17 protein-coding genes and 1 riboswitch are annotated in these 15300 nt (G+C 52.7%); of the genes, 2 read left to right on the top strand and 15 right to left on the bottom strand.

Annotated elements, in window-relative coordinates; all coding sequences use genetic code 11:
* Nucleotides 1–7 precede the first annotated feature (7 nt).
* The 5 genes from rsmA to ET33_RS29350 all read right to left on the bottom strand — a co-directional run bounded on the left by rsmA (nt 8) and on the right by ET33_RS29350 (nt 5518).
* Nucleotides 8–928: a 16S rRNA (adenine(1518)-N(6)/adenine(1519)-N(6))-dimethyltransferase RsmA gene (gene rsmA, locus ET33_RS29330; RefSeq protein WP_036690474.1), complete on the bottom strand. Its 921-nt coding sequence runs from the start codon at nt 926–928 to the stop codon at nt 8–10.
* Nucleotides 925–1479 (bottom strand): ribonuclease M5, encoded by a 555-nt coding sequence (gene rnmV, locus ET33_RS29335; RefSeq protein WP_036690476.1) that lies wholly within the window; start codon nt 1477–1479, stop codon nt 925–927. The genes rsmA and rnmV overlap by 4 nt, the downstream gene beginning before the upstream one ends.
* 107 nt (nt 1480–1586) lie before the next feature.
* A complete protein-coding gene (locus ET33_RS29340) occupies nt 1587–2678 on the bottom strand; it encodes a 3D domain-containing protein (protein ID WP_200879245.1) in 1092 nt (363 codons plus the stop codon).
* A gap of 324 nt (nt 2679–3002) precedes the next feature.
* A riboswitch (cyclic di-AMP (ydaO/yuaA leader) is annotated at nt 3003–3193 on the bottom strand.
* Between the two features lie 224 nt (nt 3194–3417).
* Nucleotides 3418–4185, bottom strand: coding sequence for a TatD family hydrolase (locus ET33_RS29345; RefSeq protein WP_036690480.1), 768 nt, complete (start codon nt 4183–4185; stop codon nt 3418–3420).
* Between the two features lie 49 nt (nt 4186–4234).
* Nucleotides 4235–5518, bottom strand: coding sequence for an HD domain-containing protein (locus ET33_RS29350; RefSeq protein WP_036690483.1), 1284 nt, complete (start codon nt 5516–5518; stop codon nt 4235–4237).
* Nucleotides 5519–5901: 383 nt separating this feature from the next.
* Here ET33_RS29350 and ET33_RS29355 point away from each other — a divergent pair, with 383 nt between their 5' ends.
* Nucleotides 5902–6156, top strand: a complete 255-nt coding sequence (locus ET33_RS29355; RefSeq protein WP_010501678.1) for an AbrB/MazE/SpoVT family DNA-binding domain-containing protein — start codon at nt 5902–5904, stop codon at nt 6154–6156.
* A gap of 706 nt (nt 6157–6862) precedes the next feature.
* Here the strand turns inward: ET33_RS29355 and rsmI are convergent.
* From rsmI to ET33_RS29410, 10 genes are all read right to left on the bottom strand, one after another.
* The gene (gene rsmI / locus ET33_RS29365; RefSeq protein WP_200879246.1) at nt 6863–7756 is read right to left on the bottom strand and encodes a 16S rRNA (cytidine(1402)-2'-O)-methyltransferase; all 894 of its coding nucleotides are present in this window, start codon (nt 7754–7756) and stop codon (nt 6863–6865) included.
* A 9-nt stretch (nt 7757–7765) separates the two neighbouring features.
* Nucleotides 7766–8542, bottom strand: coding sequence for a tRNA1(Val) (adenine(37)-N6)-methyltransferase (locus ET33_RS29370; protein ID WP_036690487.1), 777 nt, complete (start codon nt 8540–8542; stop codon nt 7766–7768).
* Between the two features lie 101 nt (nt 8543–8643).
* Complete coding sequence (gene yabA, locus ET33_RS29375) at nt 8644–9000, bottom strand: DNA replication initiation control protein YabA (RefSeq protein WP_036690489.1); 357 nt, start codon at nt 8998–9000, stop codon at nt 8644–8646.
* A gap of 43 nt (nt 9001–9043) precedes the next feature.
* A complete protein-coding gene (locus ET33_RS29380) occupies nt 9044–9847 on the bottom strand; it encodes a PSP1 domain-containing protein (RefSeq protein WP_036690492.1) in 804 nt (267 codons plus the stop codon).
* Nucleotides 9848–9849: 2 nt separating this feature from the next.
* A complete protein-coding gene (gene holB / locus ET33_RS29385; RefSeq protein ID WP_036690495.1) occupies nt 9850–10827 on the bottom strand; it encodes a DNA polymerase III subunit delta' in 978 nt (325 codons plus the stop codon).
* Between the two features lie 36 nt (nt 10828–10863).
* A complete protein-coding gene (locus tag ET33_RS29390) occupies nt 10864–11310 on the bottom strand; it encodes a YaaR family protein (RefSeq protein ID WP_010501663.1) in 447 nt (148 codons plus the stop codon).
* 17 nt (nt 11311–11327) lie between these two features.
* Nucleotides 11328–11657, bottom strand: a complete 330-nt coding sequence (locus ET33_RS29395) for a cyclic-di-AMP receptor (protein WP_010501661.1) — start codon at nt 11655–11657, stop codon at nt 11328–11330.
* A gap of 121 nt (nt 11658–11778) precedes the next feature.
* On the bottom strand, nt 11779–12423 hold the full coding sequence (tmk, locus tag ET33_RS29400) for a dTMP kinase (RefSeq protein WP_036690499.1): 645 nt from the start codon (nt 12421–12423) through the stop codon (nt 11779–11781).
* A 144-nt stretch (nt 12424–12567) separates the two neighbouring features.
* Nucleotides 12568–14043 carry an aminotransferase class I/II-fold pyridoxal phosphate-dependent enzyme gene (locus tag ET33_RS40480; RefSeq protein ID WP_036690501.1) on the bottom strand — a complete coding sequence of 492 codons (1476 nt, stop codon included), beginning with the start codon at nt 14041–14043 and terminating at the stop codon, nt 12568–12570.
* A gap of 109 nt (nt 14044–14152) precedes the next feature.
* Nucleotides 14153–14350 (bottom strand): sigma factor G inhibitor Gin, encoded by a 198-nt coding sequence (locus tag ET33_RS29410; protein ID WP_036690504.1) that lies wholly within the window; start codon nt 14348–14350, stop codon nt 14153–14155.
* 183 nt (nt 14351–14533) lie between these two features.
* Between ET33_RS29410 and ET33_RS29415 the strand changes: the two genes are divergently transcribed.
* On the top strand, nt 14534–15082 hold the full coding sequence (locus ET33_RS29415; protein WP_036690507.1) for a hypothetical protein: 549 nt from the start codon (nt 14534–14536) through the stop codon (nt 15080–15082).
* Nucleotides 15083–15300 lie beyond the last annotated feature (218 nt).

Consider the following 15300-nt stretch of genomic DNA (forward strand, 5'->3'; position numbering starts at 1 on the left):
AGTTCGGCTAGCTATTCCCTTTCAACGCGGCGGCCAAATGCCGGCTCAGCACACTGTACTCTTCGATCGACAGCGTTTCCCCGCGGCGCGACGGCTCGATGCCGGCATTTCGGAGAATTCCCTCCAGCTGTCCTTTCGTCTCTTTCGTAAAATACCTGGCGGCCATATTGTTATAAATCGTCTTGCGGCGCTGCACGAAGCTGGCTTGAACGACATCGAAGAAAAAGCTTTCGTCCTCCACTTCCACCGGCGGCCGCTCACGCACCTTCAGCTTAATCACGGCGGAGTCGACGTTCGGCTGCGGGATAAATACGGTATGAGGCACAATGGTGACGACTTCCGGCTCGCAATAGTACTGTACGGCAATGCTCAAGCTCCCGTAATCCTTGCCTCCGGGCTTCGCCGCCATCCGGTCGGCTACTTCCTTCTGGATCATCACGACGATATGCTCCAGCGGAAGCTTTTCTTCCAGCAGCTTCATCACGATGGGGGTCGTCACGTAATACGGCAGATTTGCCACGACGCTGACCTTCGAGACGTCGCGAAAATGAGCCTCGAACAGCTCGCGAAGATCAGTTTTCAACACATCTCCGTGGACGACGGAAACATGGGGATAAGGCCCAAGCGTTTCTTTCAGCATCGGAAGAAGCCGCTGGTCGATTTCAACCGCTACGACCCGGCCAGCCGTCTTGGCCAGCTGCTGGGTGAGCGCGCCGATCCCCGGTCCGATTTCCAGAGCTCCTTTGCCCGTATCAAGCTCGGCGGCGGAGACGATTTTGGTTAAAATGTTTTGATCGATCAAAAAGTTTTGCCCCAGGCTTTTTTTGAGCGTGAAGCCGTACTTCTGAATAAGCTCCTTGGTCCGCTTCGGCGAAGCGATATCCTCTGTGGCTTGTCCGGACCGTTGTCCGCGATGTTCTGTCGTCATGAGCTCGCACCCTCTTCTTCATCCAAATGACGCCGGGCCGCCTCGAACTCTTCGCGCGAAATTTGAAACATCCGGCATCGATTGTAAAACTGTTTGCCGTTGCAGTACCCGATCCCAAGCCGTTTACCTATTTCGAGCCGCCTGGAAGCCGCTTCCGGATGAACGATGAGTCCGGCTTCGATCAGGTCTTCCCAAGCGATGGCGGATTCGCCCCTCATCCCATCCGTCCGCACGTTCGCCAGCGCCTCGCGAATCGCTTCGACGGAGGCGTTCTCGACACCGATGTCTCCGCGGCTCGTGGCGGCTTCTTGCGTCAGAAAGGCATGCTTGCAGCCCGGTACCTCTTTGGCGATGATTTTACGGATACGCTCGCCTGCATGATCCGGGTCCGTAAATACGATGACGCCGCGCCGCTCCTGAGCAAGCCGAATCCGCTTCAATACGTCTTTGTTAATCGCGGAGCCGCCCGTCTCGATCGTTTCCGCTTCTACCGCCCGCTTAATGGCGACGGTATCGTCCTTGCCTTCCACAACGATGATTTCCTGAATCATTTCTCTTCGCCGTACCTTCTTTCGTAAACAAGGAAAAAGAAGAGGGACATCGCCGTACCTCTTCTTTTCCGTTCTATATATGATGAGTCTGCCCTAATTGCGTATCCTTAATCGACCGACGGCTTTTTCGGCCCGATGACGTACACCGTGTAGCCCTGCTTCGAACCGAAACGGTTGGCATAGTCGCTGCTGTCGAAATACACGTCGATCACATTCCCTTTCACCGCGCTGCCGGTGTCTTCCGCCCGGCGGAAGCCGATTCCTTCGATATATACCCACCAGCCCATCGGGATTACTTTGGGGTCTACGGCAATTGTGCGACCTTCCATTACTTTCGTGCCTGAAGAAGTTACCCCATACTGCGGATGCTCGCTGCTTTTTCCTGTCGAATCCTCATCGGCCGAGTACGCCGTAAGCTTCACATTGTTGATCACTTGCTTGTATCCGAACTTAACCCCGTTTTTGGTCAATTGGTCAACGTTCGGAGAAGAGGCGGATAAAATGACAACCGGATTTTTCGTTCCGACAGCTACGATTTTTTTAGTGCTTTGCGTTTGCACCTGTTGATCGACGACATTCTCGGCGACGAGCGCCCCGTCCTCAAACAACTTTTCCTTTTTCTTGAGCAGTACGCCCTCTTGCCCTTCTTGAACAACCTGTTCTTTGCCCTTGAGCAGCTGCGGCTCGTTCTTCTTCACCGTCTCGAACGGGATCGGTTCTTTTACTTCTTCCGTTTCTTTTTTCACGCGAACCACTTTGATCGGCGCATTGTCCGCCACTTCCGTCGTCAAAGCGGGGGCTACCTTATCGAGCTCGCCAAGTGCGATGCTCAGATCCGCCAGTGCGGTCTCCACCGTTTTCCCTGTCGTATAAACGGTCTTCGTCTCTCCATCTGCTGTCAACTGCACCGGCTTGGCCTTGTCGATCGTAATGCGATCTCCAGACTTTACCGAAGCTTGAAGGGAATGCGACATCCGGTCGTATTCTCCTACAGCGATGCCTTGCTCATCCAGTATGCGCTGTAGAACCCCTTGCCGGGTCTGGAACGTTCGTTCCTGTCCGTCTACAACGACTGATACGCGCTTGGTGGCCGTACCGTGATACATCAGTAAGAACATGAAAGTCATAGCGAATGAAATGAGGGCAATGATCGATATCATACGCAAGTTTTCATGCTTCCATCGCAATGCGAAGGACATGCTGGATGATCGTCTTACATGGGGTTGCTCATGGTTCACAGCGCCCACTTGTTCGGTCCTCCTTAAAGCCCCGCCATCCGAGTGTTATGCATGATTTAATCTGACGCGACTATGGTAAAATGGTTTGATTGCCATTCCAACAATTATCTGCTGCCATCAGAACTTACTTGCCTGCGGCGGCCACCTCCTTCAACTTGTGTTGGTTAAACCGGCTCCGGTTAATATCCCAATGAACGGGAGAACACAAAAAAAGTCAGCGGAGAAGAGGAACCTTCCCGTGACTTTTTCATTTTGGGCAAAATGAAATAAAAGCTCACGACAATCGTTACCTCTCTCTGGACGCTTACGAGGTTAGCTGACGGATTCGGACTTGAGAGTCGCCCTACCCCAGTGCATGTTACCCATGCACAATGAGGATTCACCCCTAAAATAACACCACAACGGTCAAAGCTGCGCCTTAACTGCCGCGATGCGGTTCCCCCGTTTCCCTTTCGGAAACTCAGCGATGTTGGATTTTGGTAATCGTTATGAAGTTATTATTGAGTTTACGATGGGAGGACCAAAGTTGTAAAGTATACAAACTTCGAAAAAAAGGATGGTTTTGGATCGATTCCAGCCGATTGAAGCTAATTCGATCTCAAAAACCATCTTTCTCTTCGCAAGTCGTATGTTTTTATATATTTTTCTTCGATTATCTCGATTCGAAAGAAAATCCGCTCGTCCAAATCTGTGTATTTAATCACGATAAGCCAAAAAGCCGGTTAGCATTCGCCGTGGTGATCTCACACAATTCTTCCAAGGATATCCGTTTAATCTCGGCAGCCGTCTCGGCGACCAGGCGCACATACGAGGTTTCGTTGCGCTTGCCCCGATACGGGTGAGGAGCCAGATAAGGCGCATCGGTTTCGATCAATAAACGGTCGAGCGGCACCTTCTCGAGCACTTCCTTCGGCTGCTTCGCATTCTTGAACGTGACGGGACCGCCGAACGAAATATAGAAGTTCATGTCGAGGCACATTTTTGCCGTCTCCCAGCTGCCCGAGTAGCAATGCATGACCCCTCCGACCTCCGCCGCCTTCTCTTCGCGAAGCGTCTGTACGACGTCATGATGCGCATCGCGGTTATGGATGACGATCGGCAGGCCGATCTTCCTCGCAAGCTGAATTTGCTGCCGAAATACGCGGTCCTGCACGTCTTTGGGAGACGTATCCCAATAATAATCCAGGCCGATTTCCCCAATGGCGACAACTTTCTCGTGGCCGCACAGCGACTCGATCCATTCGAGATCCTCCGGCGTCATGTCCTTCGCATCGGTCGGATGCCAGCCTACGGTCGAATAAATAAAATCGTACTGTTCCGCCAAAGCGATGGAGCTCGGGATCGTCTCGCGGTTAAAACCGACATTAATGATTCGACTGATTCCGCTTGCGCGTGCGCGCTCGATGACCTCCTGTCGATCTTCATCGAACTGCGGCGCATTCAAGTGGGCGTGTGTATCGGTTATCATCTTTTTCTCCTTAATATTATGTTCTGGTTGTAAGAGCAGGTCATGACGGTTAGAGATCGAACAGTTTTCGAAGATTTTTATCTAATTTATCCGCATGGTTCAAAAGCAGCTCTCGTGGGTAATACAAATGGTATTTTCCCATATGAATGCCGCTGATGGAGCGGACAATTTCCGATTTCCGCGATATTTCCGTCAGGGCATCCCGCGAGTCAAGCAGTAGAATAGGCAGCTTCTCATCCTGTTCACCGGGCCTGTACACATCATACGATAGATCGGAAGGAAAATCGATGTCCAGGTAGTAGTCCGGATCGATGCCGAAGCTGCGCATTTGATCCCGCAGCCGCTCGATCTGCCGGGCGTCGATTTTCTCGAGCGTCACATACTTGAACAACCGCCGCTGCAGGAACCGGATACAGAGATCGGATAGCACCGGGTCCTCTTCGAAGGACCATTGCATCAGCGCCGTCTGCATGAACGCCTCGTCCATTAAAAAATGGTCGTGTACCGTCATTTTTTGCCGGAACAGGTTCGGTAGCGGATGTAATAAGAAGCGGAAGGCAAAGCCTTCCTCATGAAGGTGCTTCGCTCTTTGAAAAATGTTGTGAAGCAATACTTCGGCGCTGCGGGTCACCGGATGAAAGTAAACCTGCCAATACATTTGGTACCGGGACATCAAGTAATCCTCCACCGCATGCATGCCGCTTTCCTTCACAACGATATGACCCTGATACGGGCGCATGACGCGCAGGATGCGTTCCAAATCGAATGTGCCGTAATTTACGCCGGTAAAATAGGCATCCCGCAGCAGGTAATCCATCCGATCGGCATCGAGCTGGCTCGATACGAGGCTGACGACGATTTCCTGATTGTACGTTTTAGCGATCACACCGGCCACCTGCTGTGGAAACGTAGGCGATACGCGGCGCAGTACCTGGTTCACTTCCGTGTCTCCGAGAACGATGCGGCAGGACCATTCCTCGTGGTGCGTCCCGAACGTTTTCTCGATCGAATGAGAGAACGGGCCGTGCCCGACATCATGCAGCAGCGAGGCGCAGAGGCACAGCAGCCGCTCCTCCCGCGGCCAGTCCTCGTACTTGTTGCGCTCAAACTGCGAGATGATTTTGCGGGTCACTTCGTAAACACCGAGCGAATGGGAAAACCGGCTGTGCTCCGCGCCGTGGAACGTCAGAAAGCAGGTGCCAAGCTGGCGAACTCGTCTGAGGCGTTGAAATTCCTTGGTGTTGATCAGGTCCCAAATCGTTTGGTCTTGGACGTAGATGTATTTGTGCACGGGATCCTTGAATACTTTCTCTTCTTGAAGGGGAGTGGTCATGAACATCCTCCTATCGGCTCCGGCTATTTTTTCGACAATACTCTCGTAAAAAGAAGTTAAAATTTGTCGAAATATGTCGAATTCGAGCTTCCATTATTGTGTTTTCTTTTTTTATCTATACTTCAATGATCTGGTGACAAACCCTTTCTTAGTGCGGTGTGTCTTATAAAAATCAACGATTTTCTCGTTTTTGAACGTTTGTTTTTACTGAATTTTGCATAACCCCCCTTGTATACCATAAAATAACAAGGAAAACTCATATTTTTTGGTTGACTATTTTGGGAATGGTTGGTATCATATGTGTAAAGAAATGTCGAAACATGACGATTAATCTTTTGGAACACTATACTTCATTCTGTACTTCTTAGAGAGGGGAATTTTTTATGATGAAATCCACCGGTATTGTTAGAAAAGTAGATGAATTGGGTCGGGTCGTTATTCCGATCGAATTGCGCCGTACTTTAGGCATTGGCGAAAAAGACGCTTTGGAAATTTACGTTGACGGCGAGCGCATCATGTTGAAGAAATATGAGCCAGCCTGTATCTTCTGTGGCAATGCTGAGAACGTTTCTTACTTCAAAGGAAAAATTGTTTGCCATGAATGCTTATCTGAAATGCCAATACCTGTGACAAAATAAAAAAAATAGGTTATAATAGAGATAGCACAATTAATTTTGGTAATTCTAACCTTTTTCATATCTCCTCTATATCCCTGATTCGTGGTTGTCCGAATCGGGGATTTTTTTTATGCGGTGGTTTTCCATCGGGCTTCCATCCCCCTAAATCCCCCTTCCTAAGGGGGACCCAGGGGCCGCGCCCCTGGACCCCGCAGGCGCTTCGACTCAGCTTGGGTGCAGGGAGCGCGTCCGTCTTCATGCGAACCCTCCGGGCTCGGCATGAAGACACGCTTCACGGCGGCGCTCTTACGAAGCGGTGCATGCGCATACGGCGGCGATTGGTGTTGGAACGCCCCGCTATGGCCCGCATCGAGGCAAGCCTCGACAGCTTTTGTTCAAGCAAAGCCGAGACGCACTCGACCGCTCGTGCGCCGGAGAGGCTCGCTGCAAGCAGCATCGCGCAAAGGCGCTGGTTACTTGAAAGACAAGCGAGGCCGCAATTACCGAAATTTCAACCAGCGACCATCAGCTGACACGAATGCAAAACCTTTAAACGTTCACCGTTCGTTATAACGTGCACGGACGCTGAACTGCTTCAGGATGCCTACGTTCCCTGCTCATGCGAATCGCGCGTACCTATAAGTCTTATTACCCGATTTCACCTTAGGCCTAACCATCTTGTCTCTTCTATTATATAAGAGGTGCGGCGGTTGTAAACTATTTCCTACTAGCTTCCTTGGTGAAACAGGTTATACAACTCGCGCTTCGGGACACCGCGGTCTTGGGCGGCGCGGCGCAAAGCCTCTTTATGGTCGAGGCCGTCGGCCTCGTAACGGGCAACATGCTCCGCAGGGGATAAAGCGGCCCACCACAGGGCCTCGCCGGATGCCTCGGCTTCCTCTGGGCTGACGCCGTGGAGGATGAGCACATACTCGCCTTGAGGCGGGTGCTCGTTCAGATGGTCCAAGCAGTCGCGGATCGTGCCGCGAACGGCTTCCTCGTATTTTTTGGTCAGCTCGCGGACCAAGCAGATTTCGCGGTTCTCGCCGATGGTTTCGACCATAGCCGTTAGGGTTTTCACCAAGCGGTGCGGGGACTCGTAGCAGATTACCGTGCCCGGCTCCCGCTTCAAAGCGGCCAGCTCCCGCTCCAGGGGCTTTTTGTCGCGCGGCAGGAAGCCGACGAAGGTGAACCGCTCGGTCGGCAGCCCCGACATGATCAGCCCGGACAGCGCGGCGTTGGCCCCAGGAATGGGGATGACGGGGATATCCGCTTCGATGGCGAGGCGGACCAGATCCGCGCCGGGATCGCAGATTGCAGGCAAGCCGGCGTCGCTGACGAGCGCGATGGAATCGCCTTCCTGCATGAGCCGGATCAGCTCGGGGCCGCTGGCTTGCTTGTTGTGCTCATGGTAACTGACGAGCCGGGTCGAAATGTCGAAATGCGTGAGCAGCTTGCGCGTTTGCCGGGTATCCTCGGCGGCAATCCACTGCACTTCGCCAAGCACCCGAACGGCACGGTAGGTCATGTCCTCTAGATTGCCAATCGGAGTGCCTACTAGATAAAGGCTGCCTTGACGGCGGCTATCGTTGGCATAGCTTTTTTGAACGTTCACAGACATCGATTCCTTCTATAATGAAATATTGGACGGATCGGCGAGCGCCGTGCGGCGGCCGTAATAGACTTCCATCAGCTCATCCGTATATTCCGTCTCATTCTTGTACACAATCAGCGGCGGCAGCATCCGAACCTCCGGCTTTCCGTCGCGAAGCGCTTCGATAAGCACCATATTCGCTTCGGCATCGGCCCGGGGATGAACAAACCGGATACGTTTCGGCTCCAGCCGGTACTGACGCATCGTACAGCAAATATCGACTAGACGGCTCGGCCGGTGCACCATGGCGACTTTGCCGCCGCTGCGAACCAGCCGGCTGCTCACCCTTACCACATCGTCCAGCGTGCAGAACAGCTCGTGACGGGCCGCAGCCACGTGCTCATTCACGTTCTGATCCCCATTCGGAACGGGCAAATACGGAGGATTGACCGTCACCAAATCGAAGGCGCCGTTACCCAGCTCGGCAGGCGATTGACGCAAATCTCCATGTCGAATATCGATCCGCTCCTCCAACCCGTTCAGCTGCACGTTCCGCTGGGCCATATCCGCCAATCTGGCTTGAATTTCTACGCCTGTAATGTGCGCTTTCGTCCGGGTGGTCAGCAGCAGCGGAATAACGCCGTTGCCGGAGCACAGATCGACGATGCGCCCTCTCGGCGGCACCGAGCAAAAGCGTGCAATCAGCACCGCATCCATCGAAAAGCTGAATACTTCGTCGCTCTGAATAATTTTTAAATCGTGCGTAAGCAAATCGTCGATTCGCTCCCGCTCGTAGATCGGGACTCGTTCCAAGCGTATTCCTCTTTCTGCCGATTATTATGTACCATAAAGTCAAACTTTCTTTACTCTTCAAAAAAAACCGTAGAAGAGTCATTCTCCTCTACGGTGCATCGTTATTTATTCAAAAATGACATGCAGAACAAGCAGTCGCCTTCCGTACGCAAATGTCCGTAATAGACATTGCAAATGTGAAAGCCTTCGTGATAGATGCGTGCCAAATTGTCGTAGCCCTCACCGGTCGGTTCTTTCATCGAAATAGGGACGCTCGCGCCGGCTGCTTGAAGTATAGGCAGCATCGGTTCGGCATCTTTCTTCAGCAGCTTGCGCAGCTGCTGATTCTCGATACCCAGCCGCTTGTTCTCCTCCAGCAGCTCGATAATCTGCTGCTTGATTTCGCCAAGCTCGGCATAGAGCGTGCCCATCTGTTCTTCCATTTGATCGATTTGTACGAATATATCCCTTTTATCCACGCTTTTCTCTCACCTCAAGCTGCAGAAGCAGCGACTGGCTTTTTTACTGCTGCTCCACTACATCATCCAAAGGAAGATCCATCACTTTTTTCATATCGAAAATTTGCACCTTCGCCGTACGCTCCCCGACATTCAGCGACACCACGCGTCCGTTGCCGAACGACGTAATGACTTCGCTGCCTACGCGGGGAAGATCGTCCTTGGCGCTTTCGTAATTATCATGCTCATATTTGAGGCAGCACATTAATCGTCCGCACAAGCCCGAAATTTTCGTCGGATTGAGCGACAGGTTCTGGTCCTTCGCCATCTTGATCGAAACCGGCTCGAAATCCCCCAGAAAGGAAGAGCAGCAGAGGATACGTCCACAAGGCCCGATGCCCCCAAGCATCTTGGCTTCATCCCGTACGCCGATTTGGCGAAGCTCGATCCGCGTCCGGAAAATGCTGGCCAGATCCTTGACCAATTCCCGGAAATCGACCCGGCCCTCGGCCGTAAAATAAAAGATGATTTTGTTCCGGTCAAATGTATACTCAACGTCTACCAGCTTCATGCGCAGCTGGTGATCCTTAATCTTATCCTGACAAATAGCAAACGCATTTTTGGCCGCTTGCTTGTTATCCTCAACAAGCTGTGCATCCTGCTGGTCCGCAATGCGGATGACCTTCTTCAGCGGAAGCACAACATCCGATTCGCCTACCGTCCTTCGGCCAATAACTACTCGGCCGTACTCGACTCCGCGCGCCGTTTCGACAATGACGGTACTGTCTTGGTCAATCGGCAGATCGCTCGGATCGAAGTAATATACTTTGCCCGCCTTCTTGAAGCGGACACCTACCACGGAGAACAATCTTACACCCCCTTGAGCCGCATTAATATATGTTCCAGCGCGAGCTGGGGATTGGCATGGGATCGCAATCGTTTTTGCGTCTCCACCGCCTGCTCGAGGCAGGCGATCCAGTGCTCCATCGAATAAGACAACGCTTGCTGCGACATCCAGTCCAGTTGATCCGTGTAGATCAATTCTTCGCGGCTGCCGAGCTTGAGCTGCACCATATCCTTGAGCCACAGAATCAGCATATCCATGAAGCGCGGCAATTGTTCGGAGAACTCGCCCTTTGCCAGCTTCTGCTGAGCGGTCAGCATTGCAGATGGCAACCGGGACAAACTCTCCCTAGCTAATTGTATCACCAAATTTCGGAGTTCTGCAAACCCATTTCCTTGAATCAATTCGCGCGCCGCCTCCGGTCCTGCGGCCAAATTCACCGCCGCTTGAACGAGCACGGGCGAATGTCCCTCCTGCAGAAGGAGCTCCTTCATGCTGCTTCGCCCCATTGGCAAAAAAGGAATCCATTGGGAGCGCGACCGGATGGTCGGCAGCAGGGCTTGTCCGTTATCCGTAATCAGAACCGCTACGACCTGCGAAGTCGGTTCCTCCAAAAATTTCAGCAGACTGTTCGCCGCCTGAACGGTCAGCTTATCGGCATCCTCCAATATATACATTTTAATGTTAGAGGCCGAGGCGCGATAAGCAAACTGCTTTTGCAGCTCGCGAATTTGGTCGATTTTGATGGAGGCGCCGTCCGGTACGATCCAATGCAGATCAGGATGGTTTCCATGCTCTACCTTGCGGCAATCCAGACATTCCCCGCAGGCATCGTCCGGCAGCACCTTGCAATAGATAGCTTGGGCGAACGCTCGGGCCATTGCTCTCCGCCCGGTCCCGGGCGCCCCCGTAAATATATACGCGTGCGAAACTTTGTCGGTCCGAAGGCTGTTTTGCAGCATTCGTTTGACTCGCTCCTGCCCTGTAATCGATTGAAAAGACATGACGGTCTGCATTTCCTTTCCAGATCGGCTGCTTCGCTAAAAAAATAAATTAATCAGCATTCCGCGAATTTCACCGATTTTTTGCAGCAGCTCGATGCGTCCCTGTTCGCTTTCCACCAGCTCGTCCGCCAGGCCGAGCAGCTCGGCATCGATTTCCTCAAGCAGCTTGTACCGTTTCGTCCGGCCTCTGCGGTCCCACCCCCGCGTATCGCGAAGCTGAACTCCCCGCCGTGCCGTCTCCTCCAGAAACTGCTTCACGAGCAGCTTATACTGCCGAAGCTCACGTACGGTCATCGACTTGGCCAGCCGTTGGCCTTGCAGGTCAATTTGCTGCAGGATGCGCTGAAGCTGCTCCCGGGTTGCTCTTTCTTCCTGCTGCTGCATCGTATCGGAAAACGACATTTTTTGAAGCTGCTGGGATGACGTATTTTCGCTGCGGACGACCTCATTACCGAAAGGGCGCCAACCCGGGTTGATTTTCACTCGGCTCGACCTCGTTTCTAGAAATGTTCGAACCGCTCGACCGGAAGCACGAATACCGCCGCCCCGCCAACCTGAACTTCGACAGGGAAAGGAATATACGAATCCGTCGTTCCCCCCATCGGGGATACCGGGGTAACCATTTGCTCTCTGATTTTGCAGTTCGCTTTAATGACTTGCAGCGCTTCGTTTACACGCTCATCTTCCGTACCGATCATAAATGTCGTGTTTCCGGCGCGTAGGAACCCTCCCGTGCTCGCCAGCTTGGTTGCGCGAAAGCCCTCTTTGATCAGTGCGTTCGACAAACGGTTGCTATCCTTATCCTGCACAACGGCGATAACCAACTTCATGCATCCAGCCTCCTTTGCCAAAGGAATGTTTATCCGTCTTCCTACCTTAATAATTAGACAAGCAGTTGAAAAATTCCTTCATTTATATATAAACATGTGTAGAAGGAATATATCTATTATATCATACTCGCTTGGGGAGCTTTTGGTTCAGCATTTGCCCAATATCTTCGAGCACCTTGTCCAGCTCCCGCTCCGCATCCACCCGTACGACACGCTCCGGAAACCGGCGGAGTACTTGCAAGTAACCTTCCCGCACTTTGTTGTGAAACGTCATCGACTCCAGATCCAGGCGGTTCACTTCCCGTCCCTGATCGGCGCGAATCCGGGCCAGCCCGATCTCCGGACGGACGTCCATGAACACCGTCAAATCCGGCATCCAATCCCCGATCGCAAACCGGTTAATGGCAAACACCTCGTCCATCCCAAGCTCGCGCGCATACCCTTGGTACGCCAAGCTGCTGTCGATAAAACGATCACATACGACGACCTTGCCGGCTTCCAACACAGGAATGACTTTCTCCGCCAAATGCTGCCGTCTCGCGGCCGCATACAACAGCGCTTCCGTACGCGGGTCCATCGCCGTATTATTCCGGTCGAGAACGACCGAGCGAATCTGCTCGGCAATCGGAATGCCCCCCGGCTCCCGCGTGGATAGCACGTCGTACCCCCGTGCTTTTACTTGCTCTAGAATGGCATGGATCGCAGACGTTTTGCCTGCGCCATCTCCGCCCTCTACCGTTATAAAAAAGCCCCGTTTCACATGCATGTCTCCTGTCCTGTAATGACTCGGATAGCAGTTGCAATCCGTTTCTCCGCTCTATAGCAAGCTTTTTCTCTTGATGCCGTGCGAACCAAACCGCACCGCCGCCTATTCAAACCTATTCGTACAAGCGCCTGTGCCGCTAGGTGATTACCGTGTTTCCAGCACCGGGACGGTGCCGCTAGCGGTCACATCATGCCCGTGAAAACGCGATCCCAAGGCGGCCAGCCGCGTTAAATGCGCTGCTGTCCGTTCGGTAATTCGCTCTCCCGGATAAAGGACCGGAATGCCCGGAGGGTACGGTACGATCATTTCCGCAGCGATGCGGCCAGCGCATTCGGCTACAGGGACCGTCACCTTCGTCTCCATTCCCTCGTGGATCGCTTCCCAATCGAACGTTACCGGCTCGGATATCCGCTGCGCCGCGGCTTCGATCTCCCCCGCTCCCGGCTTCGCCTCGCTTGCTATGTCCCTCGTTTCTCCGTCTATCCGCTCCAGCGCTTCAATAAGCCGCTGCGCCGCTTCTTCGGTACTCGCCAAGCTGAACGCAAGCAGTACATGCGTCGGGTCTGCCAGCTCCGGGAAGCAGCCCTGCTGCTCCAGACGCTCCTTTAACGCAAAACCATCAAGACGGCCTGACGCGTCGTACAGAGCCACCTTAAAGGGGTCCTGACGACACCCGCCCTGAAGCATGCGTTCCGTCAAATCTCTTGCTTGCCACCGCTGATGTCCGCTTAGATGGGCTATCACCCTCCGAACCGCCGATAGGCCTCGGTCTATCTGCTCCCCGCCGTCTTCCTGCAGCATTCGCCGGCTGAGGTCCAGGCTGGCCATAATCGGATAAGAGGGGCTTGAGCTTTGCACCATAGCTAACGCCTTTCGGACGGCACTACGGCGAATTCTCGGGCCCTGCACGTGCAGCATCGCGCCCATCGTCATGGCCGTCAACATTTTGTGGGTGGACTGCACGACCGCATCCGCCCCACAGCTTAAAGCCGAAGCAGGTACATCCGGGTGGAAGCCGAAATGAGCCCCGTGCGCCTCATCCACCAGCAGCATCTTTCCCCGCTCGTGCAGAAGGCTGGATAACGCCTTCAAATCGCTTGTAATTCCGTAATAGCTCGGATTGGTCACAAGCAGCCCCTTGGCCTCAGGATAGCGATTCAGCGCCTGCTCGACATCCTCTGCAGCCACTCCCATGCTCAGTCCGCTCTCGGGATCCCACAGCGGGGAGATAAACACCGCCTGCAGACCGGCGAGCATCAGTCCGTGAATAACGGATTTATGCGCATCCCGCTGTACCAACAGCAGATCTCCGCGGCGGCAGGTTGCCAAAATCATCGCCAAATTTCCCGCCGTACTCCCGTTCACCAGAAAAAAAGTTTCATCCGCTCCAAAGCACGCCGCAGCTAAAGTCTGGGCTTCTTTAATCGCTTCTTCCGGATGGTGAAGATCGTCCAGTCCCGCGATCTCCGTCCTATCGAGTAATAAGATCTGCCGGAAGTCTGACTCCGCTTCGGCATACCCTTGCGCTTCCGACTTATGACCGGGCACATGAAAGCTGAGCGCGCCCGATTCCCGGTGGGCCGCCAATGCTTCGTACAGCGGCGCTCTATGCTGTGACACCTTGTTTCCTCATTTCAAAAAACAATTTTAGCAGTATTGTACCAAACAAAAAAGCCCGCTTCCATCCCTAGCCGAGATAAAACGGAGCTTGCTTTCTTTCGCTTGCCGCTCAAGCATTCTTTTTATATAAAATTTGCTTCATCTGGTGGATGAAAAATGGGTACTTGGCGTCGTTGACTTCCGTATGGACCATTTCATTCTCGCAATCCTCGCATATGAATTCGGATATGATTTGGATGCCGTTTTCTTTGGTCTGCCCACAAATGATGCAGGATGGCGTGAAATCGTGCTGCAGCTCGTCGCTCATGTTCGATTCACCTCTACTCTTCTTTTCTAGCAGTATGCCCAATTCTCTTAAAACTCAAACCTTTCCGCGATATTTTTGTTGAAAATCCATGTTAGCCCGTGACAAACTCAACATTTTCCTGTACCCTACCGATATATGTAGTAAATTTTCATTTTGTTCATCAAGTGAGGATTGGGGCTTATTATGCCAAGAGACCGAACATTGTCCAAAGAATCGACCATCTATACATACCGGCTGCTCAAACGGGTTCATTACAAGCCGATTTTTTTTCAAGTATATTGGATTTTGACGGTTTGCGCTTTTCTGGGGGCTGTTATTGCGATTTCTTTTTGGTCGGTGCCAGCCGGGTTAATCGGTGTGCCGGTCGGAGTGATCAGTATACCGCTTGTCCAAACGCTTCTGCTTCGCCTCCTACTCCGAACGAAGGAGAAGTATTCTCTGCAAGCTTGGAGCTGGTCCTATCAATTGCCTTGGTTCGGTTATGCGCCCGGTACAGACACGTATATCGCCATGACCAAAGTACGCCGGCTCCATTTCCATGTGCTGTGGATCGTCTTGGTCTTGCTGGGATGCCTCTATCCGTGGCTCTCGCCATCGCTCCTCGGCTTTCTGGTATTCATTCATCTCTGGCTTTTACTTCCGCGCCTGGTCGTCATTTTCCTTCTTCGCAAGCACAGTTCATCCGGCTATTTAAAAATAAACGAGAACGACTCGTCCTGCTATGCACAGTAGGACGAGTTTTTGCATAATCGTATAAATACGAAAGACCCTTGCATCTCCAAGTTGGAACGCAAGGGTCTGATTATTCCCTGAAAACTGGATCGAAACAAAGCGTAAGTGAATCGTATTGGATAAGCCCTCGACCGATTAGTATTCGTCAGCTGCACACGTTGCCGCGCTTCCACCCCGAACCTATCAACCTCGTCGTCTACAAGGGGTCTTACATAATG

This window comes from Paenibacillus tyrphae (genome assembly GCF_000722545.1).
GTDB classification, from domain to species: domain Bacteria; phylum Bacillota; class Bacilli; order Paenibacillales; family NBRC-103111; genus Paenibacillus_G; species Paenibacillus_G tyrfis.

Excerpts from the sequence above, each read along its gene's own strand:
- rsmA (WP_036690474.1), bottom strand. The coding sequence starts at position 928 with ATGACGACAGAACATCGCGGACAACGGTCCGGACAAGCCACAGAGGAT.
- rnmV (WP_036690476.1), bottom strand. The coding sequence starts at position 1,479 with ATGATTCAGGAAATCATCGTTGTGGAAGGCAAGGACGATACCGTCGCC.
- ET33_RS29340 (WP_200879245.1), bottom strand. The coding sequence starts at position 2,678 with ATGTCCTTCGCATTGCGATGGAAGCATGAAAACTTGCGTATGATATCG.
- ET33_RS29345 (WP_036690480.1), bottom strand. The coding sequence starts at position 4,185 with ATGATAACCGATACACACGCCCACTTGAATGCGCCGCAGTTCGATGAA.
- ET33_RS29350 (WP_036690483.1), bottom strand. The coding sequence starts at position 5,518 with ATGACCACTCCCCTTCAAGAAGAGAAAGTATTCAAGGATCCCGTGCAC.
- ET33_RS29355 (WP_010501678.1), top strand. The coding sequence starts at position 5,902 with ATGATGAAATCCACCGGTATTGTTAGAAAAGTAGATGAATTGGGTCGG.
- rsmI (WP_200879246.1), bottom strand. The coding sequence starts at position 7,756 with ATGTCTGTGAACGTTCAAAAAAGCTATGCCAACGATAGCCGCCGTCAA.
- holB (WP_036690495.1), bottom strand. The coding sequence starts at position 10,827 with ATGTCTTTTCAATCGATTACAGGGCAGGAGCGAGTCAAACGAATGCTG.
- ET33_RS29395 (WP_010501661.1), bottom strand. The coding sequence starts at position 11,657 with ATGAAGTTGGTTATCGCCGTTGTGCAGGATAAGGATAGCAACCGTTTG.
- tmk (WP_036690499.1), bottom strand. The coding sequence starts at position 12,423 with ATGCATGTGAAACGGGGCTTTTTTATAACGGTAGAGGGCGGAGATGGC.
- ET33_RS29410 (WP_036690504.1), bottom strand. The coding sequence starts at position 14,350 with ATGAGCGACGAGCTGCAGCACGATTTCACGCCATCCTGCATCATTTGT.
- ET33_RS29415 (WP_036690507.1), top strand. The coding sequence starts at position 14,534 with ATGCCAAGAGACCGAACATTGTCCAAAGAATCGACCATCTATACATAC.